Source organism: Lysobacter enzymogenes (genome assembly GCF_023617245.1).
In the GTDB taxonomy this organism is placed as follows: domain Bacteria; phylum Pseudomonadota; class Gammaproteobacteria; order Xanthomonadales; family Xanthomonadaceae; genus Lysobacter; species Lysobacter yananisis.
Map to the genome: position 1 here is coordinate 4,354,598 of NZ_CP067396.1, position 20,199 is coordinate 4,374,796.

Annotated in this window: 20 protein-coding genes and 4 pseudogenes; 14 read left to right on the forward strand and 10 right to left on the reverse strand. The window is 70.2% G+C overall.

All coding sequences use genetic code 11. From position 1 onward, the window contains the following. Positions 1–134: 134 nt before the first annotated feature. A complete protein-coding gene (locus tag JHW41_RS17970; RefSeq protein WP_250444167.1) occupies positions 135–1,544 on the reverse strand; it encodes a M1 family metallopeptidase in 1,410 nt (469 codons plus the stop codon). A 443-nt stretch (positions 1,545–1,987) separates the two neighbouring features. On the opposite strand from JHW41_RS17970, the gene JHW41_RS17975 reads away from it, so the two are divergent. Both JHW41_RS17975 and JHW41_RS27305 read left to right on the forward strand, forming a co-directional pair. After that, positions 1,988–3,175 carry a glycoside hydrolase family 64 protein gene (locus JHW41_RS17975; protein ID WP_057946751.1) on the forward strand — a complete coding sequence of 396 codons (1,188 nt, stop codon included), beginning with the start codon at positions 1,988–1,990 and terminating at the stop codon, positions 3,173–3,175. 93 nt (positions 3,176–3,268) lie between these two features. Next, a pseudogene (locus tag JHW41_RS27305) lies at positions 3,269–3,319 on the forward strand (DUF6053 domain-containing protein); the annotation flags it as partial. Here JHW41_RS27305 and JHW41_RS27310 read toward each other — a convergent pair. Next, positions 3,301–3,351: pseudogene (locus JHW41_RS27310) on the reverse strand (hypothetical protein); the annotation flags it as partial. The pseudogenes JHW41_RS27305 and JHW41_RS27310 sit on opposite strands and share 19 nt — an antisense overlap. Positions 3,352–3,378: 27 nt before the next feature. Here JHW41_RS27310 and JHW41_RS27315 point away from each other — a divergent pair. Continuing rightward, a pseudogene (locus JHW41_RS27315) lies at positions 3,379–3,426 on the forward strand (DUF6053 domain-containing protein); the annotation flags it as partial. On the opposite strand, the pseudogene JHW41_RS27320 reads toward JHW41_RS27315, so the two are convergent. Next, positions 3,408–3,461, reverse strand: a pseudogene (locus tag JHW41_RS27320) (DUF6053 domain-containing protein); the annotation flags it as partial. The pseudogenes JHW41_RS27315 and JHW41_RS27320 overlap by 19 nt on opposite strands. 100 nt (positions 3,462–3,561) lie before the next feature. On the opposite strand from JHW41_RS27320, the gene JHW41_RS17980 reads away from it, so the two are divergent. Next, positions 3,562–3,957: a DoxX family protein gene (locus JHW41_RS17980; protein WP_250444170.1), complete on the forward strand. Its 396-nt coding sequence runs from the start codon at positions 3,562–3,564 to the stop codon at positions 3,955–3,957. A gap of 213 nt (positions 3,958–4,170) precedes the next feature. Here JHW41_RS17980 and dbpA read toward each other — a convergent pair whose 3' ends face one another. The 3 genes from dbpA to JHW41_RS17995 form a co-directional block, all read right to left on the reverse strand. Next, positions 4,171–5,577: an ATP-dependent RNA helicase DbpA gene (gene dbpA / locus JHW41_RS17985; RefSeq protein WP_250444173.1), complete on the reverse strand. Its 1,407-nt coding sequence runs from the start codon at positions 5,575–5,577 to the stop codon at positions 4,171–4,173. Between the two features lie 81 nt (positions 5,578–5,658). Further along, entirely contained in the window at positions 5,659–6,789 is a 1,131-nt protein-coding gene (locus tag JHW41_RS17990) for an XVIPCD domain-containing protein (RefSeq protein WP_250444174.1), read from the reverse strand. Continuing rightward, positions 6,786–7,508 carry a hypothetical protein gene (locus JHW41_RS17995; protein WP_250444176.1) on the reverse strand — a complete coding sequence of 241 codons (723 nt, stop codon included), beginning with the start codon at positions 7,506–7,508 and terminating at the stop codon, positions 6,786–6,788. Before JHW41_RS17995 ends, JHW41_RS17990 begins: the two co-directional genes overlap by 4 nt. A 142-nt stretch (positions 7,509–7,650) precedes the next feature. Here JHW41_RS17995 and JHW41_RS18000 point away from each other — a divergent pair, with 142 nt between their 5' ends. From JHW41_RS18000 to JHW41_RS18020, 5 genes are all read left to right on the forward strand, one after another. Continuing rightward, positions 7,651–8,157 (forward strand): GreA/GreB family elongation factor, encoded by a 507-nt coding sequence (locus JHW41_RS18000; protein ID WP_250444178.1) that lies wholly within the window; start codon positions 7,651–7,653, stop codon positions 8,155–8,157. Positions 8,158–8,603: 446 nt separating this feature from the next. After that, positions 8,604–9,677: an acyl-CoA desaturase gene (locus JHW41_RS18005; protein ID WP_250444179.1), complete on the forward strand. Its 1,074-nt coding sequence runs from the start codon at positions 8,604–8,606 to the stop codon at positions 9,675–9,677. Beyond that, the gene (locus JHW41_RS18010) at positions 9,674–10,750 is read left to right on the forward strand and encodes an SRPBCC family protein (protein ID WP_250444181.1); all 1,077 of its coding nucleotides are present in this window, start codon (positions 9,674–9,676) and stop codon (positions 10,748–10,750) included. The genes JHW41_RS18005 and JHW41_RS18010 overlap by 4 nt, the downstream gene beginning before the upstream one ends. Before the next feature lie 119 nt (positions 10,751–10,869). Then, complete coding sequence (locus JHW41_RS18015) at positions 10,870–11,379, forward strand: RNA polymerase sigma factor (RefSeq protein WP_057946744.1); 510 nt, start codon at positions 10,870–10,872, stop codon at positions 11,377–11,379. 27 nt (positions 11,380–11,406) lie between these two features. Continuing rightward, positions 11,407–12,081 carry a serine/threonine protein kinase gene (locus JHW41_RS18020; protein ID WP_250444183.1) on the forward strand — a complete coding sequence of 225 codons (675 nt, stop codon included), beginning with the start codon at positions 11,407–11,409 and terminating at the stop codon, positions 12,079–12,081. A gap of 45 nt (positions 12,082–12,126) precedes the next feature. Here the strand turns inward: JHW41_RS18020 and JHW41_RS18025 are convergent, their stop codons facing one another. Beyond that, entirely contained in the window at positions 12,127–12,459 is a 333-nt protein-coding gene (locus JHW41_RS18025; RefSeq protein ID WP_057946742.1) for a metalloregulator ArsR/SmtB family transcription factor, read from the reverse strand. A gap of 151 nt (positions 12,460–12,610) precedes the next feature. On the opposite strand from JHW41_RS18025, the gene JHW41_RS18030 reads away from it, so the two are divergent. Then, the gene (locus JHW41_RS18030) at positions 12,611–12,883 is read left to right on the forward strand and encodes a GIY-YIG nuclease family protein (protein ID WP_057946741.1); all 273 of its coding nucleotides are present in this window, start codon (positions 12,611–12,613) and stop codon (positions 12,881–12,883) included. 4 nt (positions 12,884–12,887) lie between these two features. On the opposite strand, the gene JHW41_RS18035 is transcribed toward JHW41_RS18030, so the two are convergent. Both JHW41_RS18035 and JHW41_RS18040 read right to left on the reverse strand, forming a co-directional pair. After that, the gene (locus tag JHW41_RS18035) at positions 12,888–13,277 is read right to left on the reverse strand and encodes an MAPEG family protein (protein WP_250444185.1); all 390 of its coding nucleotides are present in this window, start codon (positions 13,275–13,277) and stop codon (positions 12,888–12,890) included. Between the two features lie 94 nt (positions 13,278–13,371). Beyond that, positions 13,372–14,364 (reverse strand): zinc-dependent alcohol dehydrogenase family protein, encoded by a 993-nt coding sequence (locus JHW41_RS18040; protein ID WP_250444188.1) that lies wholly within the window; start codon positions 14,362–14,364, stop codon positions 13,372–13,374. A 144-nt stretch (positions 14,365–14,508) separates the two neighbouring features. Between JHW41_RS18040 and JHW41_RS18045 the strand changes: the two genes are divergently transcribed. Both JHW41_RS18045 and JHW41_RS18050 read left to right on the forward strand, forming a co-directional pair. Further along, positions 14,509–14,733, forward strand: coding sequence for an RNA-binding S4 domain-containing protein (locus JHW41_RS18045; protein ID WP_250444190.1), 225 nt, complete (start codon positions 14,509–14,511; stop codon positions 14,731–14,733). 50 nt (positions 14,734–14,783) lie between these two features. Next, positions 14,784–16,355: a hypothetical protein gene (locus tag JHW41_RS18050; protein ID WP_250444191.1), complete on the forward strand. Its 1,572-nt coding sequence runs from the start codon at positions 14,784–14,786 to the stop codon at positions 16,353–16,355. Between the two features lie 100 nt (positions 16,356–16,455). On the opposite strand, the gene JHW41_RS18055 is transcribed toward JHW41_RS18050, so the two are convergent. Further along, entirely contained in the window at positions 16,456–17,454 is a 999-nt protein-coding gene (locus JHW41_RS18055; protein WP_250444193.1) for a hypothetical protein, read from the reverse strand. A 185-nt stretch (positions 17,455–17,639) separates the two neighbouring features. Here JHW41_RS18055 and JHW41_RS18060 point away from each other — a divergent pair, with 185 nt between their 5' ends. Further along, positions 17,640–18,698, forward strand: coding sequence for a bifunctional nicotinamide-nucleotide adenylyltransferase/Nudix hydroxylase (locus JHW41_RS18060; protein WP_078998276.1), 1,059 nt, complete (start codon positions 17,640–17,642; stop codon positions 18,696–18,698). A 76-nt stretch (positions 18,699–18,774) separates the two neighbouring features. Then, positions 18,775–20,199, forward strand: coding sequence for a nicotinate phosphoribosyltransferase (locus tag JHW41_RS18065; RefSeq protein WP_250444196.1), 1,425 nt, complete (start codon positions 18,775–18,777; stop codon positions 20,197–20,199).

Below are 20,199 nucleotides of genomic sequence, written 5' to 3' on the forward strand. Positions count from 1 at the left end.
GGGGCGGCCGGCGGCGCGCGCGGATGCGGCCTGGAGGGCCGGTCGGGCGGGCGGCGTTTTCGTCGGGCGCAAAGCGGCGGCGCGACCGCAGCGTTCGCGGTCGCGGCTTGCGCCTCTCCTACAGGGGCTTCGAGTTACTTCGCGGGGTCGGGTCTGGACGGCATCGCGGGGGCGGGTTCGGCGCCGTCGACCCAGCGGGCGAAGAACGCCGACAGGTCGCGGCCGCTGGCGCGCTCCATGACCTGGCGCAGGTCGGCGCTGGTCACCGAGTGGCCGTAGTAGGCGCGGGTGTAGGTGCGCACGCCGCGCCAGAACGCGCGTTCGCCGAGTTCCTCGCGCAACAGGTGCAGGACGTAGGCGCCCTTCTGGTAGACCACGGCGCGGTCGTCGGCGGTGGGCTTGTTCCAGTTGGCGTAGACCAGGGCATGGTCCTTGCCGCTCTCGCGCAGCTTGTCCACGCGCCGCTTCCAGCTGTCCACGCGCTCGCGGTACGCGGCTTCGCCGAAGCGGTGCTCCAGGTAAGCCGCGGCCATGAAGTTGGCGAAGCCTTCGTTGAGCCAGAACTGGCCCCAGTCGCGGTTGGTGACCATGTTGCCCCACCACTGGTGGGCCAGTTCGTGCGCGATCAGGCCCTGCGCCTCGGGTTTTTCCAGCACCTCGCGGCCGTAGGCTTCCGACAGCAGGGCGAAGCCGTCGAGTTCCTGGCCGATGGTCTTGGCCACCAGCACCTGGCTGTAGGTGCCGCGGTAGCGGATGCCGGCGCGGCGGCCGAAAAAGCGCAGCATGTCGGCGCTGTCGGCGAACAGCTTGCGCAGCTGCGGGCCCTGCAGTTCCGCCGACAGGAAGCGCAGCTCGCCGTTTTCGCCGGTGCCGCCGGCCTCGTTGTAACGGCCGGCGGCGAAGCCGTACACGTAGCTCGGCATCGGCTGGTCCTGGCGCCAGCGGTAGGAATCGCGGCGCCCGCCGAGCGCGGACTTCGACACCAGCCGGCCGTTGCCGACCGCCTTGAGGCCGCTGGGCACGGTCAGGGTCAGGTCCAGGCTGGCGCGCTCGGACGGCGCGTCGATGCACACCAGCCACTGGCTGGTGGAGAAGATCGTGTAGACCTCGCTGCGCTCGGGATGGAACTCCAGGCCGTAGCGCGGCGCGCCGCGATAGACCACGTCGATCTCATGGCGCTCGCCGGTCTTGCCGGGCTGCGGCAAACGCACGCGCAGGCGCTGTTCGACCTTCTCGAAGACCAGCGCGCGGCCGCGTTCGGAGACCTTTTCGATCTCCAGCTCGCCGGCGTCGAACTCCAGTTGCTGGGCGCCCTCGGCGCGCAGGGCCAGGCGGATCGAGACCTGCCCGCGCAAGGTCTTGCCGGCGATGTCCGGCTCGACCCGCACGCTGTAGTGCAGCACGTCGAGATTGGCGCCGGCGCGCGCGGCGGCCGCGCCCTGCGCCGCGGCCGCGAGCGGCGCGGCCAGCGCTGCCGCCGCGAGCGCAGCGGCCAGGCGCGCGCGCAGGCGCGAGGGGCGGTGGGGAGTCGTGGCGGCTGGCATATCGGCGGTTCGTCCTGCGCTGCGCGGCCGGGGGGAAGCCGCGATCCTGAATTCCTGGTGCTGTCCTGCCCGCGCCGGCGCGGACAACGCGACGGCCACAGGGTCGCCGATGATCGCGCAACCGCGCCCCGCGCTGAACCCTCTTTTGGCGGAGGCCGCGCCGCGCGCGGACCAAGCCGGCAGATGCGGTAAACCCGGCTTCGCGCATTCAGGTTCGACGGTAATCGCTTTCTTCCGCATCCGCGCCGCCGCGCACGGCCCCGGCGTGGACGATCTGCGGCCGCGATCACTGACAGCGCTGTCAACCACGGGACAAGGTGCGGCCCGTGGGCGCGCTTCCCGCGCCCACGTCCGTCCACGCAGGCCACCGGCTTGGTCGTGCGCCGCGCTCCGCCGGCGCCTGGTTGCGCCGCCGCGCTTGCCCAGCCCAGGAGCCGCACCCGATGGTCACCCGCCGCACCTTCCTCGGCGCCAGCGCCGCCGCGCTCGCCGTCCCGCTGTTGCCGCGCGGCGCGCTCGCCGCCACCCCGGCGCGCTTCAACCTCGCCTTGCTCAACGCGTCCGGCCAGAACACGGCCTATGCCTACGTCACCGGCTTCGACAACGGCCGGCCGGTGTTCGTGCGCGCCGACGGCAGCGCCTACTACCCGCCCTCGCCGTCCGCGCCGGTGACGCCGCTGGGCGCCGACTGCGCGATCCCGCTCGGCGCCAACGGCAGCACCGTGCGCGTGTCGGTGCCGCGCATGTACGGCGCGCGCATCTATCTGGTCACCGGCAGCAAGCTGAACTTCTACGTCAACCCGGGCCCGGCGGTGGTGCACCCCAGCTTCCTCAACACCAGCGACACCAACTTCAACAAGAACTGGACCTTCGCCGAATTCACTTTCAACGAGTACGAGCTGTTCTCCAACATCAGCTACGTCGACTTCGTCGCCGCGCCGCTGGGGCTGTCGCTGCGCTCGCTGTCGGGCCGGGTCGAGACGATCCCGGGCCTGCCGGCGGCCTCGCTCGACCCGATCTGCTACTCGCTGCAGCAACAGGCCACGCAGGAAGGCTCGGCCTGGAACTCGCTGATCCAGCGCGGTCCCGACGGCCGCAACCTGCGCGCGATGAGCGCGCACTACCAGGCCGCGCGCTTCCAGAACTACCTAACCGGCTACATCGATGCGTGCTGGAACAAGTACCGCGGCACCACCCTCACCGTCGACACCCAGTCCGGCTTCGGCGTGCTGACCGCGCGCGTGGGCGGCGACAACCTGCTGCGCTTCAACAACGGCGAAGCCTTCGCCAAGCCCAGCACCGCCGACGTGCTCAGCTGCGACAGCGGCCCCTTCAGCCTCGGCGGCGCCAGCGACGTGCGCAAGGCGATCATCCCGCGCCTGGCCGCGGCGTTGAACCGCACCACCCTGCTCGACAACGCCAACCAGCCCAACGGCGAAGTCGCCAGCCGCTTCTACCGCAACGCCCAGACCAACCACTACGCGCGACTGGTGCACGAACGGCTGCCCGACAACCGCGGCTACGCGTTCCCGTACGACGACGTGACCGCCAGCGGCGGCCCCGACTTCAGCGGCGCGGCGCGCTCGGGCGATCCGGACACCTTGACGGTGACGCTGCGGGCGTTGCGCTGAGGCGATCGGCCGGGTTGGATCGCCGTGGCCTGAAACAAAGGCGTCGGGGCTGAAAGCCCCTCCCACAACACAACGGGCCGCGCTTCGGCTCTTGTGGGAGGGACTTCAGTCCCGACGCTCTTCGGCCGGGTCGCCGCAACCCGCACCAAGAGCCACCACCGCGAAGCCCCTTCCACAACGCAGCAAGCCAAGCTTCGGCTCTTGTGGGAGGGACTTCAGTCCCGACGCTCTTCGGCCGGGTCGCCGCGACCCGAACGGACAGCGTCGGGACTGAAGTCCCTCCCACAGTCCGGCGCCAAGCATCGAGCCAAAGACCCTTGCGGCTTCACGGCGCCTGCGCCTCCTCGGCGCGATCCTGGCGGCCACCTCCACCGACGCGAGCCACCATGACCACCGAGCGCTGGTCCGACCTGGGCAAACTGATCCTGCGCCTGAGCCTGGGCGTGTTGATCCTGCTGCACGGCATCGCCAAGCTGCGCGGCGGCACCGAGGGCATCGTCGGCATGGTCGAAGCGCACGGCCTGCCCGGTTTTCTCGGCTACGGCGTGCTGCTCGGCGAAGTGCTGGGCCCGGCGCTGCTGATCCTGGGCTGGCACGCGCGCATCGGCGCGGTGCTGGTCGCCGGCAACATGTTGGTCGCGATCGCGCTCGTCCACCTGGGCCAACTCGGCCAGCTCAACGACCAAGGCGGCTGGGCGATCGAGTTGCAGGCGATGTTCCTGGCCACGGCGGCCGCGGTGGCGTTGCTGGGGCCGGGCAAGTATTCGCTCAACGGCAAGTGATCAAACACCGGCGTTTTTTGCAGGGCGGTGCAGGCTTCGACCGGGCTGCCATGGCTTGCGTCGCAAGCGCCGTGTCGCAGTCGCAGCTTGCGCAGCTCCTACAGTCGGACATCCGGCAACGTCGCAAGCGCGGGCTCGCCCTGTAGGAGCGGCGCGAGCCGCGACCGCATTGCGGCAGGTCGTGTCGTAAGCGCGATGTCGCGCCCGCGGCCTCTACAGCCGGTTCACCCGAAACTTGCGCCCCTTGACCTTGCCCTCGCGCAACCGCGCCAGCGCCGCGGCGGCTTGGCCGCGGGCGACGGCGACATAGGACCGCGTGGCGAACACGTTGATCTTGCCGACCGCCTCGGCCTTGAGCCCGGCCTCACCGGTCAGCGCGCCGAGGATGTCGCCGGGACGCAGCTTGTCGGTCTTGCCCGCGTCGATGCGCAATGTCGCCATCGGCGCGGCCGGGGCGTTGCGGGCCTTGCCGCCGAGCGGCTGGGCGCTGCGCCACTGCAGCGGCGCGCCCATGCGCTGCGCGATCTGCTCGGCGCGCGCGGTTTCGCGCGGCCCGCACAGGCTCAGCGCGACGCCGCCGCGGCCGGCGCGGCCGGTGCGGCCGATGCGGTGCACGTAGACGTCCGGGTCGGTCGGCAGGTCGTAGTTGACCACCGCGCTGAGGTCTTCGACGTCGAGCCCGCGCGCGGCCACGTCGCTGGCCACCAGCACGTTGCAGCTGCGGTTGGCGAAACGCACCAGCACCTCGTCGCGGTCGCGCTGCTCCATCTCGCCGTGCAGGGCCAGCGCGGTGAAGCCGTAGTGTTCGAGCGAGCCGACCACTTCCTCGGTGTCCTTGCGCATGTTGCAGAACACCACGCACGACTCGGGACGGTACTCCAGCAGCAACGCGCCCAGCAGCGGGGTCTTGCGCCCGGCCTCGACTTCGTAGAAATACTGATCGATGCGCGGCGCCGAGGTCTCGCCCTCGACGGTGACCTCGACCGGATCGCGCAGCGCGTTGCGGCCGAGTTCGCGGATCGCATCGGGGAACGTGGCCGAAAACAGCAGGCCCTGGCGGTTCTTGGGCGTCTTGCGCACGATCTCGCGCACCGCCTCTTCGAAGCCCATGTCGAACATGCGGTCGGCCTCGTCGAACACCAGCGTGCGCAGGCCGTCGAGCTTGAGCGCGCCGTGGCGCAGCAGTTCCTGCAGGCGCCCGGGCGTGCCCACGGCGATGTGCGGCGCGTGTTCCAGCGAGGCCAGCTGCGGGCCCAGCGGCATGCCGCCGCACAGCACCGAGACCTTGAGGTTGGCGATGGCGAAGGCGAGCTTGCGCAGTTGCTGGCCGACCTGGTCGGCCAGTTCGCGGGTCGGGCACAGCACCAGCGCCTGGGTGCGGATCTGCGCGGGATCCAGCCGTTGCAGCAGGCCCAGGCCGAACGCGGCGGTCTTGCCGCTGCCGGTCGGCGCCTGGGCGATCACGTCGCGGCCGTCGAGGATCGCCGGCAGCGCGCGCGCCTGCACCGGGGTCATGGCGCTGTAGCCGAGCGCGGCCACGCCCTGCAGCAGGGCCGGAGCGAGCGGGAGGGTGTCGAATGCGGCCGGAGCGGCGTCGGCCGTGGGGGTTTGCGGTTCCATGCGACATGATCGCAGGTTCGGCCCGGATCGGGGACGGCGGCCCGGCTCGTCTTCGGCCTGGCCTGCCTCGCGCCGGCGACTTCAGGCCGGCAGCTTCGCAGCCGTCTTGCCGGGATCGTCCGGCGCGCAAACGGCCTGCGGCTGCGCGGCCTGCGCCTGCGCGACCTCGACGGCCCGCGCCTGCTCGCAGCGCTCCGCGGCCGGGACGGCCAGGGCCTCGGCCACCGGCATGTGCGCGCGGTTGGCGTACGGGTCGAGAGACGCGTTCGCGCCCTGCCGCGCCAGATGCAGCAAGGTTCCCGCGGCGAAATCGTCGCTGCGCCGGTTGAAGGCCAGGCGCAGCTCGTCCCGGGCGGTGAATCCGCATTCTTTCGCCATGACCAGGGCGCTGGCGCTCAAGCGTTCGCTTTGCTCGTCCCAGCCCTTGCCGGCGAGCCGGTCGAGCTCGCGCACCTGCGCACGCAGGCGGTCGAGCAGCGCGGCATCGTGCGGGCCGAGCGGCGCCGCGGCGGGATCGGTGGACGACTGCGGCTGCAGTTTCGGCTCGATGTACCGAGCGTAATCGCGCAAATAAGCGTCGCGGTGGGCGATCGCGCCGTTGCCGTCCATGTCCTGCGGCGGCCTGGCCAAGGTGTAGGGCGCATCGGCCACCTTCGCCGCGATCCGTTCGACCGCCTCGGCATCGCGCAACCGGCCGGCCTTCCACTCGCCGTACAGCGAGCCCAGCTCGACCTCGTTCAAATAGCCGATGGAGCCGAACGGCTTGCCGCCGGCGAACTCAGGCTGGCCTTCCAGTTCCTTGAAGATCGCAAACGCGTTGAAGATCGCCTGCGCTTCCAGGCCGGCGCGGTACTGCACGTACTCCTCGCCGGTGCGGCCGTGGAACGGCACCGAGCCAGTGTTGTAGCGGTGGTGGCCGATCTCGTGGGCGAGGGTTCCGAACAGGTGGCGCTGGGGCCAGGCGGGGGCGTCGTTGGCCTGCAATTGTTGCCATTGGGACTGTTCTACGAAGATCGCCGGAGGGTCTTTCGCCGAATAGTACGGAAGTCCGACATTCGGCCGGTCTTCCACGATTCCACCCTCTTTGAAGAATGCGGCGAAACCGGCGGCCGCGGTCGGCGACTCCAGTATCCAAGCCTGGATACGTACCGGCATCTCGATGAACTCGGAATGCGACCGTAAATATTCGGCGTCGTTGCTCGCAACGGTCATGGATTCGCCTTCTCTGAAGGCCGAATGTGGATGCTAGTTACGCACTGATACGTATCGGGCGTGGTGTTGAAATACACCCGGAATCCATTACGCTCAGTTACGTAGTTCTTGCCGCGATCGATCATGTGCGCATCGAGTTCGACGCGATCGGAAACGCCTGGCAGGAACGAAGCTGCGCGATCCGGCGAATAACACGGGCGCTCCTCGACGCCTATATGGATCGCGCCGGTCAGACCCCGGATGCTCGAAAAGTTGAGGGTGTATCCGTCGGTCAGCCTCACCGGACCCGCGCCGTACAATCCTTGCTTGCCCGACGGCTTCATTTCGAATGTCTGCGTGAGGCCACTGCGGATCTTGGCGATCCCCGCCGGCCCCTGGACCGACCAACGCAACAGATTCTCGACCGTCACCGCGCTCGCCGGATCCGCTGCCCGCCCGCCACGACCGGCCGCGCTCGTTCCCGCTGTGCTGCAGGACGCGGCCACGCAAGCGGCGAACGCCAACGCCGCGGGTGCGAGCGCGCGTGTAAAAGTCGAAGTACCGCCGCTTCGATTCATCGAATTCCCCAACATCCTGTCGACTAACGCCGTATCTCGGCCCGAGGTTAAGCATCCCCATCGCGAATGGGAAATAACCAAAAGCCGCAGGCTCAAGTCCGGCGCAAAGAAGCCATCACCGTTGCTGCGCGACGGCTCGACGCCTACACGCGATGCGAGCAAACCCCTCGCCGCCGTCTCCGCCTCGAATCGCCGAACCGCCCAACCGACAATTCCGGCAAACCCCAAATCACATCACGCTCACCCTGAGACAACGTTCGCCGTCCTAAAGTCGAACAATGTCTGTCTTGCACGCCCCTTTCACATGAGCCGCGCCTTCGTCAGGGAAGGCGACGGCGAATCCGATCCCGGCGAACTGCCGGAACTGCCGATCAGCGAGCACCCCAACTACGTGACCCCGCGCGGGATGATGCTGCTGCGTTCGCGCCTGAACGACGCGATCAAGCGCGTGCAGGCGCTGGACGGTGCGATCGCGGCCGAAGCGGTCGGCGCGCGTCTGGAACGCGCGCATATCCAGCGCGAGATGCGCTGGCTGCAGGCGCGCATCCTCGGCGCGATCACCATCGCGCCCGAACGCCAGCCGTCCGATCGGGTCGCGTTCGGCGCGCGGGTCGAAGTGATCGACGACGCCGGCCACGAGCATCGCTACCGCATCGTCGGCGAGGACGAGGCCGATCCCGAGCGCGGGCTGATCAGCTGGGTCTCGCCGCTGGCGCGCGCGCTGCACGGCGCGCGCGTGGGCGACAGCGTGGTGTGGAAGCGGCCGGCCGGCGACGCCAACGTGGAAGTGCTGGCGATCGAATACGGCTGAGGGTGCGGCGCCGCCACGGTCGAGATGAGAAGCCTCCGTGCCCGTCGCGGCAGCGATAGCGGCGGCGCGCGCTCCGCGGGTTTCAAGTCAGAATCGGCGCGCGACATGGCGCTGGCGCACCGTGCACGCCGCTGAGGCGATCAAGCTACGGCAGTAGTTAACGCGCCCGACGTGGCGATGGCCGCATTACAGCGAAAACCCAGCCAGACCGAAGCCCGTCGCCTTGCGGCGCGACGCATGCTCGCCAAGCCATCGCCCCGCAGACGAAGCACTGCGCGAACATGACCCCGGCTTGCCCAGGCCGACCGCCCGTCGGCATGGGCTTGACGGCAGCGGCACGCATAACCAATCTCTTAGCAAATTAGTTAAATGCTGATACATGAATCCCGCCGGCAGGGGCCGGCGCGGATGCCGCGACGGCCGTGCAACGTGCGAAGGAGACGCCTGTGAACCCGCTGCCCGTGAATCCATGGCCCGCCGCGAAGGCCTTGCCTGCGACCGCCGCGTCGGCGAAGGCGACGCCCTCCGCGCCCGCGCCGCAGGACGCGATCCCCGCCAGCCTGAGCGCGCACCGCGTGCGTTCGCGAAACCGGCTGGCCGACTCGGTGCGCAGCGTCAGCGACGGCCTGGTCGCCTGGGAGCCGGTGCGCTCGCTGTGGTTCGCCGCCATGGCCGCCGGCGCCATCGTCGGCGGCGCGCTGACCTTCAGTTGGGGCGCGTTCGCGCTGTTCCTCGTCTCCACCGCCGCGGTGCTGCTGCTCGGCCATTCGCTGGGCATGCACCGCAAGCTGATCCACGACAGCTTCGCCTGCCCCAAGTGGCTGGAATACCTGCTGGTCTATTGCGGCGTGCAGGTCGGCCTGGCCGGGCCGCTCGCGCTGGTGCGCACCCACGACCTGCGCGATTACGCCCAGCGCCTGCCGCACTGCCACGATTATCTCGCCCACCGCCGCGGCCTCCTGCAAGACGCGTGGTGGCAACTGCATTGCGAACTGCGCCTGCGCGCGCCGCCGAAGATCGAGATCGAGGCGCGCATCGCCGACGACCGTTTCTATCGCTTCCTGCAGCGCACCTGGATGTGGCAGCACCTGCCGTGGGCGCTGGGCTTCTACGCCCTCGGCGGCTGGGGCTGGGTATTCTGGGGCGTGTGCGCGCGGGTGAGCGCGGGCGTGTTCGGCCACTGGCTGGTCGGCTACTTCGCCCACAACCACGGCGGCATGCGCCACGAAGTGCGCGGCGCCGCGGTGCAGGGCCGCAACGTGCGCTTCGCCTCGCTGCTGACCATGGGCGAGTGCTGGCACAACAACCACCATGCGTTTCCGGGTTCGGCGCGGCTGGGGCTGTATCCGGGCGAGTGGGACCCGGGCTGGTGGCTGCTGCGCGCGCTGGAACGCGTCGGGCTGGTGCGCGATCTGCGCCTGCCCGAGGACCTGCCGCCGCGCGAAGAACTGCACTGCCTCGATGCCGCGCCGCCGCGCGCGAGCGCCCCCGTTTCCCTGCAATCGATCCCGAGCCGATGAACGACCCGAATCCCGACCGCGACGCGCCCGCCCCCTCGCCCGCCGACCCGCCGCCGCTGCCCCCCGAGGCGCACGCCGCCTACGCGGCGCGGGTGGCGAAAATACGGCGCTTCGACCGGCCCTTGCTCGCGCTCCTGCCCGTGCTCGGCGGCGCCCTGATCGGCCTGGCCTTGCGCCTGGTCTTCAACGGCGAAGCCGGCAGCGCCTGGGCGCCGATGCTGACCGTCTTCATCCTGCTCGCGCCGGTCGCGATCGGCGCGGTCACGGTCTATCTGGCCGAACGCCAGCAAGCGCGCGGGCTGCGTTATCACTTCTTCGCGCCCTGGCTCAGCGTCACCCTGTGCATGGCCGGGACGATGCTGTTCATGCTCGAAGGCGCGATCTGCATCGTGCTCATCTGGCCGCTGTTCGCCGTGCTCGCCTCGATCGGCGGCATGCTGATGGGCGCGCTGTGCCGCTGGGCCGGCTGGTCGAAGACGCCGACGGTCTACAGCCTGGCGTTCCTGCCGGTGCTGCTGACCCTGTTCGGCGTCGGCCACGACGAGCCGTGGCGGATCGAGCGGGTCGAACGCAGCGTGCTGGTCCAGGCCGCTCCCGCGGCGGTGTGGCGGCAATTGCTCGACGCCGATCATATCCGCGCCGCCGAGGTCGACCGCGCCTGGATGTACCGCATCGGCGTGCCCACGCCGCTGGCCGGGCTGACCCACGAGGACGCCGCCGGCCTCACCCGCGAGGTGCGCATGGGCAAGGGCATCCATTTCCGCCAGCGCTCGGCCGACTGGCAGCCGGGCCGCTACGTGCAATGGCAGTACCAGTTCGCGCCGGATTCGATCCCGCCCGGCGCGCTCGACGACCACGTCGAAATCGGCGGCCATTACTTCGACCTCATCGGCACCCGCTACACCCTGGTCGCGCGCGGCGCCGCCACCGAACTGCGCATCCGCATGGACTACCGGGTCAGCACCGGCTTCAACTGGTACGCCGCGCCGCTGGCGCGCTGGCTGATCGGCGACTTCAGCGACACCATCCTGCAGTTCTACCGCCACCGCGCCGAGGCCGCCGCGGCGGCCTGACGGCGCGGCCCCGCACCGACTCGCCCGTCCGTCGCCGCGGGTGTGATGATTCGCCCCGGGGCGCGAATCACCCGGGCATGGACATCCAACGGACCCAGGCGATGGCAGGAGCGGACGGCATGCGCGGGGAGGCTACGGCGGCGCGGCAGCGCCGCTTCGAGGCGCTGCTGGCCGCGCACCGCGGCATCGTCTACAAGGTCGCCGCCGGCTACGCCCGCGGCGAGGACGAGCGCGCCGACCTGGCCCAGGACATCGCCGCGCAGCTGTGGCGCGCGTTCCCCCGCTACGATCCGCAGCGCAGCTTTTCCACCTGGATGTACCGCATCGCCCTCAACGTGGCGATCTCGCACCTGCGCGAACGCAGCCGCCGCCACGACACCCTGGCGCTGGACGAAGACCTGCACGCGCTGCCCGCCGACGACGGCGACACGCCGGAAATCGCGCAGCGCCTGCGCCTGCTGCAGCGCCTGATCGCGCAGCAGCCGCCGCTGGACCGCGCCTTGCTGCTGCTCTACCTGGAAGACCGCGGCCATCGCGAGATCGCCGAAGTCCTGGGCCTGAGCGAAAGCAACGTCGCCACCAAGATCGGCCGGCTCAAGCAGCGCCTGCGCGCCGCGCTGGCCGACTGACGCCCCTTGCCACCGCGGAACCGAACCATGAGCGCAGCGACGATGGAACTCGACGAACTCAAGCAAGCCTGGCAGGCGCTGGGCGACAAGCTCGACCGCCAGCACCGGATGGAACGGCTGCGCCTGCGCGAAGAGCGCGGCCGGCGCATGCGCAGCGGGCTGCGTCCGCTGGTGTGGGGACAGGCGCTGCAGATGGCCGCCGGCGTGCTGCTGACGATCTGGGGCGCAGCGTTCTGGAGCGCGCATGCGCACAGCGCGCACCTGCTCGCGTTCGGCCTGGCCCTGCATCTGTACGGCATCGCCCTGGTGGTGTGCGGCGCGTGGGTGCAGTCCTGCGTCGCCGTCATCGACTACACCGCACCGGTGTTGGCCCTGCAGCGGCGGCTGGCGGCGCTGCGCCGGGCCTACGTGCGCGGCGGCCTCGCGGTCGGGCTGGCCTGGTGGCTGCTGTGGATGCCGGCGTTGGCGGCGATCCTGATGAGCCTGTTCGGCGTCGACCTGTACCGCAACGCGCCGTCGATGTTCGTCTACGGCGGCGCGGTCGGGGTGGCCGGCCTGCTGGCCAGCGCGTGGTTCCTGCGCTGGTCGCGCGACCCGGCCCGGCCGCGCCTGCGCCGGGCGGTGGACGACGGCGTCGCCGGCGCCAGCGTGCGCCGCGCCGAGGCGGTGCTGGAGGAGATCGAGCGCTTCGAGCAGGAGTGACGTCGGGCGCGGCCCGGGCCGATGCGGGCGCGCAGGCGCCGCGCCTCAAGCCGCCGGCTTGCCGCCCGCGCTCTTGCGCGCCGCGCGCCGGCTTTCGCGCTTGAGCGGGCCGCCGACCGGGCAGATTTCGAACGCGAACTGGGTCAGCGTATTGACCAGATGGTCCGGCACCAGCTTGTAGACCACGAATTGGCCGCGACGCTCGCTGCTGATCAGGCCGGCGTTGACCAGCACCGACAGATGCCGCGACACCGCCGGCGCGCTCATGTCGAAACGCGCGGCGATGTCGCCGGCGCTGAGCTCGCGCTCGGACAGGAAGGCCAGGATTTGCCGGCGCGGCCTCGACGCCAGGGCTTCGAAGATCTTGTCTTGCGACATGGCGGCGGCTCGGGCGCGCCGGGCGGCGCGGAGCGGCCAGTATAGCCTTGATTACTTAACTAAATTCCTAAATGAGGCGAGGAGTGAGCGAAGAGGAGTTAGGAGTGAGAAAAAGCGGGTTTTCGCTCGCTCCTCGCCTTACCCTACGCCGATGCCCTGGTACGTCTACCTCATCGAATGCACCGACGGCAGCCTCTACACCGGCATCGCCGTCGACGTGGAGCGCCGCTACGCCCAGCACGCCGCCGGCAAGGGCGCGCGCTATACCCGCGCGCATCCGCCGGCGCGGTTGCTGGCGCGCTTCGAGCACCCCGACCGCGGCGCCGCGCTGCGCGCCGAGTACGCGATCAAACAGCTCACCGCAGCGGCCAAGCGCGCGCTGTGCGCGCAGGCGCCGGTCGCGGCCGAAAGCGCAACGGGCTGAGCGACTACAGCAGCGCCCACAGCAATTGCAGGATTCCCCACAGCGACACCGCCCACACCGCCGAACGCAGGTACGGAATGCCGGCGGCATAGACCGGCACATACGCCAGCCGCGCCCAGAAATACAGCTGCGCGGCCAATGCGGTGTGGTCGTTGCCGCGGCCGGCGACGACCACGGCGAGCGCCAGCGCGGCGAACAGCGGGAAGGTTTCCAGGTAATTGCGCCAGGCGCGGTCGATGCGCGCGGCCGTGCCGGTCAGCGGCGGCGGCGTGCCGTCGCGCGCGCTGGCGTTCCAGCGCACGCCGCGTTGCGCGGTCATGAACGCGGCCGCCACCAGCAGGTGGACGATGCCCAGCGCGACCGCCCAGGCCAGCATCTGCAATTCGGTGTTCATCGGCTTTACTCGTTTGAGCGAGGAGCGAGCGCAGAGAAGTGAGAAGTGAGCGAAAAGCAGAAGCGGCTGTTGCTCGCTCCTCGCTCCTCCACGCTCACACCTCGCCGTTGGGCAGGATCAGGATCTTGCCGTCGCGCTCGCCGGTCGCGGCCGCGGCCACCGCGTCCTTGATCCGCTCCAGCGGATAGGTCGCCTGCACCCGCGCGTGCAGTTCGCCCGCGGCCACCCGCTGGGCGATCTCGCCGAACACCTGCGCGCGCCGCGCCGGCGCCGCCTGCTGGAACCAGCGCGACAGCCAGAACCCGCGCAGCGACACGTCGCGGAACACGAACGAGGCCGGCGAAATCTGGCAGGCCTCGCCGCTCATCGCGCCGTAGTTCACCACCACCCCGCCCTCGCCCAGGGCCTGGGCGACGTGCTGGGTCGCCAGCCCGCCGACCGCGTCGATGCCGAGCTTGATCGGCGCCTTCTGCGCCGCCTCGCGCGCGCGCTTGCCCAGGTCCTCGCCGTCGACCAGGACCACGTCGGCGCCGGCCGCTTGCACCGCTTCCACCGCCGACTCGCGCCGCACCACGTTGATCGTGCGCAGCCCGCGCGCCTTGGCCAACTGGATCAGGTATGTGCCCACGGCCGAATTGGCCGCGTTCTGGATCACCCAGTCGCCCGGCTCCAGCGCGACGATGTCGCTGAGCATCAGCAGCGCGGTCGGCGGGTTGATGGTGATCATCGCCAGTTGCTTGGGGTCGGCGCCGTCGGGCAGCGGCACCAGATGCTTGGCCGTGCCGACCATGTGCGTGGCCCAGCTGCCGCCCTGGATCGGCAGCAGCACGGTCTGGCCGAGCTTGAGCTGGGTCACCTCCGGGCCGAGCTCGGCCACCCGCCCCACGCCTTCGTTGCCGCCCACCGCCGGCAGCGGCGGCAGCAGGCCGTAGTCGCCGGTCAGGGTCAGCACGTCGGAAGGGTTGATCGGCGCGGCCAGCACCTCGATCAGCACCTGGCCCGCGGCCAGCGGCGGGGTCTGGAACTCGACCGCCTCGATCACGTCCTGCGGCACCGGGCCGCGCCGCTCGTACTGGGCTCGCTTCATCGTGGACCTCCGTGGAGATGGGCCGGTGGCACCCGCACGGGCGCCGAAAACCCGAGAGTACGCCGCCGCGCGCGCAAACGTCTTGCGTCCAGGTCTCAGCGCTGCGACCCTGCCTCCCCGTCACCGCCCCAAAGCAACGCCCCCATGCAACCGATCCGCTTCGCCCTCGACGCCGGCCACGACTACGTCGAACTCAACCAACTGCTCAAGCTGGCCGGCCTCGCCCACAGCGGCGGCACCGGCAAGGCCATCGTCGCCAGCGGCGCGGTGCGGGTCGACGGCCAGGTGGAACTGCGCAAGACCTGCAAGATCCGCGCGGGTCAGGTGGTGGAGTGCGAGGGGGTGCGGATCGAGGTGGTGGCGGACTGAATCGCGGCGCGGCACCTGTCTGTCGCGGCACGTACCTTCGGAGCTCAAGGATGCTGATCGATTTTCCCAGCCCGGCGCGCCTGCCGGCGGCCTGGAACTGCTACCTGACCGCGGGCCTGCGCGCGCTGCGCGGCCAGCACGACTTCGTCTTCGCCGACAGCGAATTGGAAAGCGCCGCCGGCGAGCTGCAGGCGCTGCCGGCGCGCGCGCTGCCGCGCCTGGAGGAGGCGATCCGCAAGAGCCACCGGCGTTACGACTTTCAACGACAACTTTGCGCCTACGACAGGCGGCCGTTCCAGCCCGTCCCGGTCTGGCCCGACGGGCTTGTGCCCCTGCAGGCGTTGCAGGCGGCGGGCCCCGAACGCGCCCAGGCCTGCCTGTTCGTCGCCAGTTGCGATTACGACGGCTATCTGCGCGAGTACGCGCTGCGCGCGTTCGCCGACTGGCCCGGCCGCGTGGCGATGGCCGCGGCGCTGATCCGTTGCGGCGACTGGGTCGACCCGGTACGGCGGGTCGCCGAAAACCTGTTGGACTCGCTGCTCCAACGCGAACCCGAGCGGCTGTTCGACCTGATCGAGCTGGCGCTGTCGATGCGCGGACGCGAACGCTACGCCGACGCCTGGAGCGCGCTGGTCGAACCGCAGTTGCACGCGCCGCGCCATGCCGAGCGGCTGTGGCGGGCCACCGCGTCGGATTCGCCGCAGGTGCGCGAATACGCCTATTCCGCCGCGGTCGCGACCGGCGCCCGCAGCGCGGCGGACGCGTGTATCGCCGCGCTCGACGATAGGCATCCGCGCATCGCCGGTGCCGCATTGGCGCAGGCGCAAACTTTGTTGGCGCCGGAGCACCTCGACCGCGAGTTGCGCCTGACCCGCCGCCGCCGCGTCCCCGCCTTGCGCCGCGACGCGCTGCGGCTGGCCGCCCACGTCGATGCGCCCTCGCTGCGCGAAAGCCTGGACGATGCGATGTTCGACCGTTCCACCGGCCCACGGCGGGTAGCGGCCTATCTGCTGCGCGAGCGGTTCGGCGAAGAACCCCGGCGGATGTGGCGCGACGCGCTGGAGAAAGGCGATTCGGCGCGGGCGCGCATCGCGCTGACCGCCTTGAGCGAATGCGCCCTGCCCGAGGACGAGGCGAGCCTGTCGCCGTGGTTGTCGCACGCTTCGTCGCGGTTGCGGCTGCTGGCGCTGCGCGGACTCATCCGCGGCGCGGCCATCGGCCTGCCCGCGGCATTGGCGCGGGCGCTGCACGACATCGATTACCGGGTCGCATCCGAAGCCCTGCGGGCCTACGCTAGCGGCCACGCCAGGCTGACGGCGGAGGTGTTGCGGCAAGCCTGGGAATTGCGCCCGCCGCACCGCGTCCGGCTGACCTGCGCCACCACCTTGCTGGACAAATGGCAGGCGCTGGACTTCCTGTTGGAGGCGCTGTCCGAGCCGCAGGCCTCGCAGGTGGAATGGGAGCTTGTGTCCGAATTGCGCACATGGGCCAACTTCGGACGCTATCGCTTCGGTTCGCTCGAACAGGCATCGCCGCAAGCGCTGCGCGAACGCCTGCAACGGGCCCGCGCGCGATTGCCCGACGACTTGCATCGCGAACTCGAAACGCTGATACCGCGCTGACCCCGCGCCGGTCCAGGCGACCGGCATCGCCCCCCGCACCGATGGGCACGCGCCACGATCCCGGTCGCGGCAGCGTACGACCGGGTTCGCTACCGCCCGCTCACGCCATCGGCAGATCGCGGGTCGCGCTGCACAGGTCGTCGTGCAAGCGCTGCACCGACTGCGTCGCCGACACGTAATCGCGGCTGCCCAACCGTTCGACGAAGCGGCACGCCGCGTAGCCTTCGGCCTTGCGCTCGTATTCGGCCACCCAGCGCTCGCGCTCGGGCCGGTGTTCCTCGGCGATCGGCCAGGCGCTGCGCCGGTACGGCATGTGTTCGCGCAGGCCCATGCGCCACGGTTTGCCGCTGACGCGGGCGCGGAAGCAGTGCTGGTGCCTGCACGACAGCGCGTAGTACGAGTCCGCGCCGATCGCTTCGAAGAAGGCGTTCACTTGCGGGTCGAGCGGATCGAAAGTGCGGTGCATCGCCAGCAGGCGGAAGCCGTTGGGCGTGCGGTAGACGCGCAGGTGCCAGTCCGGATTGGCGGCGACGAAGGCCTTGACCGGCGCCAGCGCGCGCGCCTCCGGTCCGCCGCCCAGTTGCAGGTCGCGCCGCCGCGCCCACCAGCCGTGGATCGTGCCGATCAGGATCAACGCGGCGATGAACGCCGCGATGCCGGCGACGGGATGCCACAGGACGCCGCAGACCGCGCCCGCCACGACGGCGGCGACGAACTGCTTGCGTCGCCACGGCGGCATCGGCGGCGGTTTGAAATCGACATCGGCGAACAGCACGTCCGGCGAGTTGAGGCAGCGCGAACCGTAGCTGTTGCGGGTGATCACCTCGTTGCCGTAGCGGGCGACGATTTCCTCGCGGATCGGCAGGCCTTCGGCGTCGTAGGGCACGCGCGGTTCGTTGCGCGGCAGTTTCTCGCCGGCGAGGATGCGGTCGAACGCGTCGCGCACGCGCGTCTCGGCCATGGCCTGGGCGTCGGATTGGCTGGAATCGGACCAACCGAAGCGACGCACCGTCAGCGAAACCCGCCCGGAGACGTGCCCCCTCCCGAACTTCTCCTGCAGCCGCGCCTCGGCCCAATACTGCGGAACCTGCATCCCCATGGTCGCCCTCCGTTGCTCGGCGCGATTGTAGCGGTCCGGGCGAAACGGACCACGCCGCTCGGGGCGACGCCGGCACCGCGCGCCGCGGCGAAGCGGCGGCACTTGACGGCGCCGGGCATCGGCGTAACCTTTGCCATACGCCAGCGGACAGACCGCCGGCCACTTCAACTCCGTGAGGGATTCTCATGGCACTGCAGCAATACGATTACCTCGTCTTCATCGGCCGCTTCGAGCCCTTCCACAACGGCCACGCCGCCGTCGCCCGCCACGCGCTGGGCAAGGCCGCCAAGGTCGTCTTCCTGGTCGGTTCCGCCGACACCCCCCGCACCGTCAAGAACCCCTTCACCGTCGCCGAGCGCGCGGTGATGATCCAGGCCGCGCTCGCCGACAGCGCCGACCGCCTGATCGTGCGTCCGCTGCGCGACCACCTCTACAACGAGAGCCAGTGGATCGCCAACGTCCAGCGCAGCGTCGCCGAGGCGGTGCGCGCCGACGGCGGCGCGGCGGATGCGCGCATCGGTCTGGTCGGCATGGACAAGGACGCCTCCAGCTACTACCTGCGCGAGTTCCCGCAGTGGCCGCTGGTCGACGTCAACCACACCGCCACGCTGTCGGCCACCGAACTGCGCAAGTACCTGTTCGAGGCCAACCAGCTCGACAGCCACGGCGGGCTGATGCTGATCCGCGCCAACGTGCCGGCGCCGGTGTTCGACATGCTCGAGGCGTTCCGCAAGAGCTCGCCGGCGTTCAAGCAACTGGTCGCCGAATACCAGTTCATCGAGCAGTACCGCGCGGCCTGGAGCGATGCGCCCTACGCGCCGACCTTCGTCACCACCGACGCGGTGGTGGTGCATTCCGGCCACGTGCTGCTGGTGCGCCGCCGCGCCGAACCGGGCAAGGGCCTGTGGGCGCTGCCGGGCGGTTTCGTCGGCCAGCACGAAAGCCTGCTCGACGCCTGCCTGCGCGAGCTGCGCGAGGAAACCCGGCTGAAAGTGCCGCTGGCGGTGCTCAAGGGCTCGATCAAGGGCGAGCGCGTGTTCGACCATCCCGAGCGCAGCGCGCGCGGCCGCACCATCACCCACGCCTTCCACTTCGACTTTCCCGCCGGCGAACTGCCGCAGGTGCGCGGCGGCGACGACGCCGACAAGGCGCGCTGGTTCCCGGTCAGCGAGGCGCTGGAGATGAGCCCGCAGCTGTTCGAAGACCACCTGCACATCCTCGAATACTTCCTGGGCCGCGGCTGAGCGCAACGCGCACCGCCCGGCCCTCCCGCCGGCGGACAGACCGCCGGCCACACCCGACGCGAAGGAGCTTCCCGTCATGCAATGCCTCGACAACCTGCTGCTCAACACCGACAGCTACAAGGCCAGCCACTGGCTGCAGTACCCGCCCGGCACCGATGCGACGTTCTTCTACATCGAATCGCGCGGCGGCGTGTACGACCGCACGGTGTTCTTCGGCCTGCAGGCGATCCTCAAGGAGTACCTGGCCAAGCCGGTCACCCACGCCGACATCGACGAAGCGCGCGACCTGTTCGCTGCGCACGGCGAACCGTTCAACGAAGCCGGCTGGCGCTACATCGTCGATAAGCACGACGGGCTGATGCCGATCCGGATCCGCGCCGTGCCCGAAGGCACCGTGGTGCCGACCCACCAGGCGCTGGTGACGATCGAATCGACCGACCCACAGGCCTATTGGGTGCCGTCGTACCTGGAAACCCTGCTGCTGCGCCTGTGGTACCCGGTGACGGTGGCCACCACCAGCTGGCATGCCAAGCAGACCATCCGCCAGTTCCTGGAACGCACCAGCGACGACCCGGAAGGCCAGCTGCCGTTCAAGCTGCACGACTTCGGCGCGCGCGGCGTGTCCAGCACCGAATCGGCCGCGCTCGGCGGCGCCGCGCACCTGGTCAACTTCCTCGGCACCGACACCGTCTCCGGCCTGCTGCTGGCCAAGCGCTACTACCACGAGCCGATGGCCGGCTATTCGATCCCCGCCGCCGAGCACAGCACCATCACCAGCTGGGGCCGCGAGCGCGAGGTCGATGCCTACCGCAACATGCTCGACCAGTTCGCCAAGCCCGGCGCGATCGTCGCGGTGGTGTCGGACAGTTACGACATCTTCCATGCGATTCGCGAGCACTGGGGCAAGACCCTGCGCGAGCAGATCATCGCTTCCGGCGCGACCTTGGTGGTGCGCCCCGACTCGGGCGACCCGGTCGATGTCGTGCACCAGTGCCTGTCCCTGCTCGACGAGGCCTTCGGCCACACCGTCAACGGCAAGGGCTACAAGGTGCTCAACCACGTGCGGGTGATCCAGGGCGACGGCATCAACCCGACCAGCATCCGCGCGATCCTGGAACGCGCGACCAGCTACGGCTACGCCACCGACAACCTCGCCTTCGGCATGGGCGGCGCGCTGCTGCAGCGGCTCGACCGCGACACCCAGAAGTTCGCGCTGAAGTGCTCGGCCGCGCGCGTGGACGGCGAATGGATCGACGTCTACAAGGACCCGGTCACCGACAAGGGCAAGTCGAGCAAGCGCGGCCGCATGACCCTGCTGCGCCATCGCGAATACGGCCACTTCAAGACCGTGCCGGTGCCGGCGGACGCGCCTTCGCTGGAGGAAGCGACCAAGCCGGTGGGCTACGAAGACGCGATGGTGACGGTGTGGGAGGACGGCAAGCTGGTCGCCGACTGGACGTTCGCGCAGGTGCGGGAACGGGCGAACGCGGCGCGGCTTTGA

What these genes read in the sequence shown, in the direction of transcription:
- JHW41_RS18045 (WP_250444190.1), top strand. Translation starts at nt 14,509, where the DNA reads ATGCAACCGATCCGCTTCGCCCTCGACGCCGGCCACGACTACGTCGAA.
- JHW41_RS18025 (WP_057946742.1), bottom strand. Translation starts at nt 12,459, where the DNA reads ATGTCGCAAGACAAGATCTTCGAAGCCCTGGCGTCGAGGCCGCGCCGG.
- dbpA (WP_250444173.1), bottom strand. Translation starts at nt 5,577, where the DNA reads ATGGAACCGCAAACCCCCACGGCCGACGCCGCTCCGGCCGCATTCGAC.
- JHW41_RS18050 (WP_250444191.1), top strand. Translation starts at nt 14,784, where the DNA reads ATGCTGATCGATTTTCCCAGCCCGGCGCGCCTGCCGGCGGCCTGGAAC.
- JHW41_RS17975 (WP_057946751.1), top strand. Translation starts at nt 1,988, where the DNA reads ATGGTCACCCGCCGCACCTTCCTCGGCGCCAGCGCCGCCGCGCTCGCC.
- JHW41_RS18020 (WP_250444183.1), top strand. Translation starts at nt 11,407, where the DNA reads ATGAGCGCAGCGACGATGGAACTCGACGAACTCAAGCAAGCCTGGCAG.
- JHW41_RS17990 (WP_250444174.1), bottom strand. Translation starts at nt 6,789, where the DNA reads ATGACCGTTGCGAGCAACGACGCCGAATATTTACGGTCGCATTCCGAG.
- JHW41_RS18010 (WP_250444181.1), top strand. Translation starts at nt 9,674, where the DNA reads ATGAACGACCCGAATCCCGACCGCGACGCGCCCGCCCCCTCGCCCGCC.
- JHW41_RS18000 (WP_250444178.1), top strand. Translation starts at nt 7,651, where the DNA reads ATGAGCCGCGCCTTCGTCAGGGAAGGCGACGGCGAATCCGATCCCGGC.
- JHW41_RS18015 (WP_057946744.1), top strand. Translation starts at nt 10,870, where the DNA reads ATGCGCGGGGAGGCTACGGCGGCGCGGCAGCGCCGCTTCGAGGCGCTG.
- JHW41_RS18040 (WP_250444188.1), bottom strand. Translation starts at nt 14,364, where the DNA reads ATGAAGCGAGCCCAGTACGAGCGGCGCGGCCCGGTGCCGCAGGACGTG.
- JHW41_RS18035 (WP_250444185.1), bottom strand. Translation starts at nt 13,277, where the DNA reads ATGAACACCGAATTGCAGATGCTGGCCTGGGCGGTCGCGCTGGGCATC.
- JHW41_RS17970 (WP_250444167.1), bottom strand. Translation starts at nt 1,544, where the DNA reads ATGCCAGCCGCCACGACTCCCCACCGCCCCTCGCGCCTGCGCGCGCGC.
- JHW41_RS17980 (WP_250444170.1), top strand. Translation starts at nt 3,562, where the DNA reads ATGACCACCGAGCGCTGGTCCGACCTGGGCAAACTGATCCTGCGCCTG.
- JHW41_RS18065 (WP_250444196.1), top strand. Translation starts at nt 18,775, where the DNA reads ATGCAATGCCTCGACAACCTGCTGCTCAACACCGACAGCTACAAGGCC.
- JHW41_RS18030 (WP_057946741.1), top strand. Translation starts at nt 12,611, where the DNA reads ATGCCCTGGTACGTCTACCTCATCGAATGCACCGACGGCAGCCTCTAC.
- JHW41_RS18060 (WP_078998276.1), top strand. Translation starts at nt 17,640, where the DNA reads ATGGCACTGCAGCAATACGATTACCTCGTCTTCATCGGCCGCTTCGAG.
- JHW41_RS18055 (WP_250444193.1), bottom strand. Translation starts at nt 17,454, where the DNA reads ATGGGGATGCAGGTTCCGCAGTATTGGGCCGAGGCGCGGCTGCAGGAG.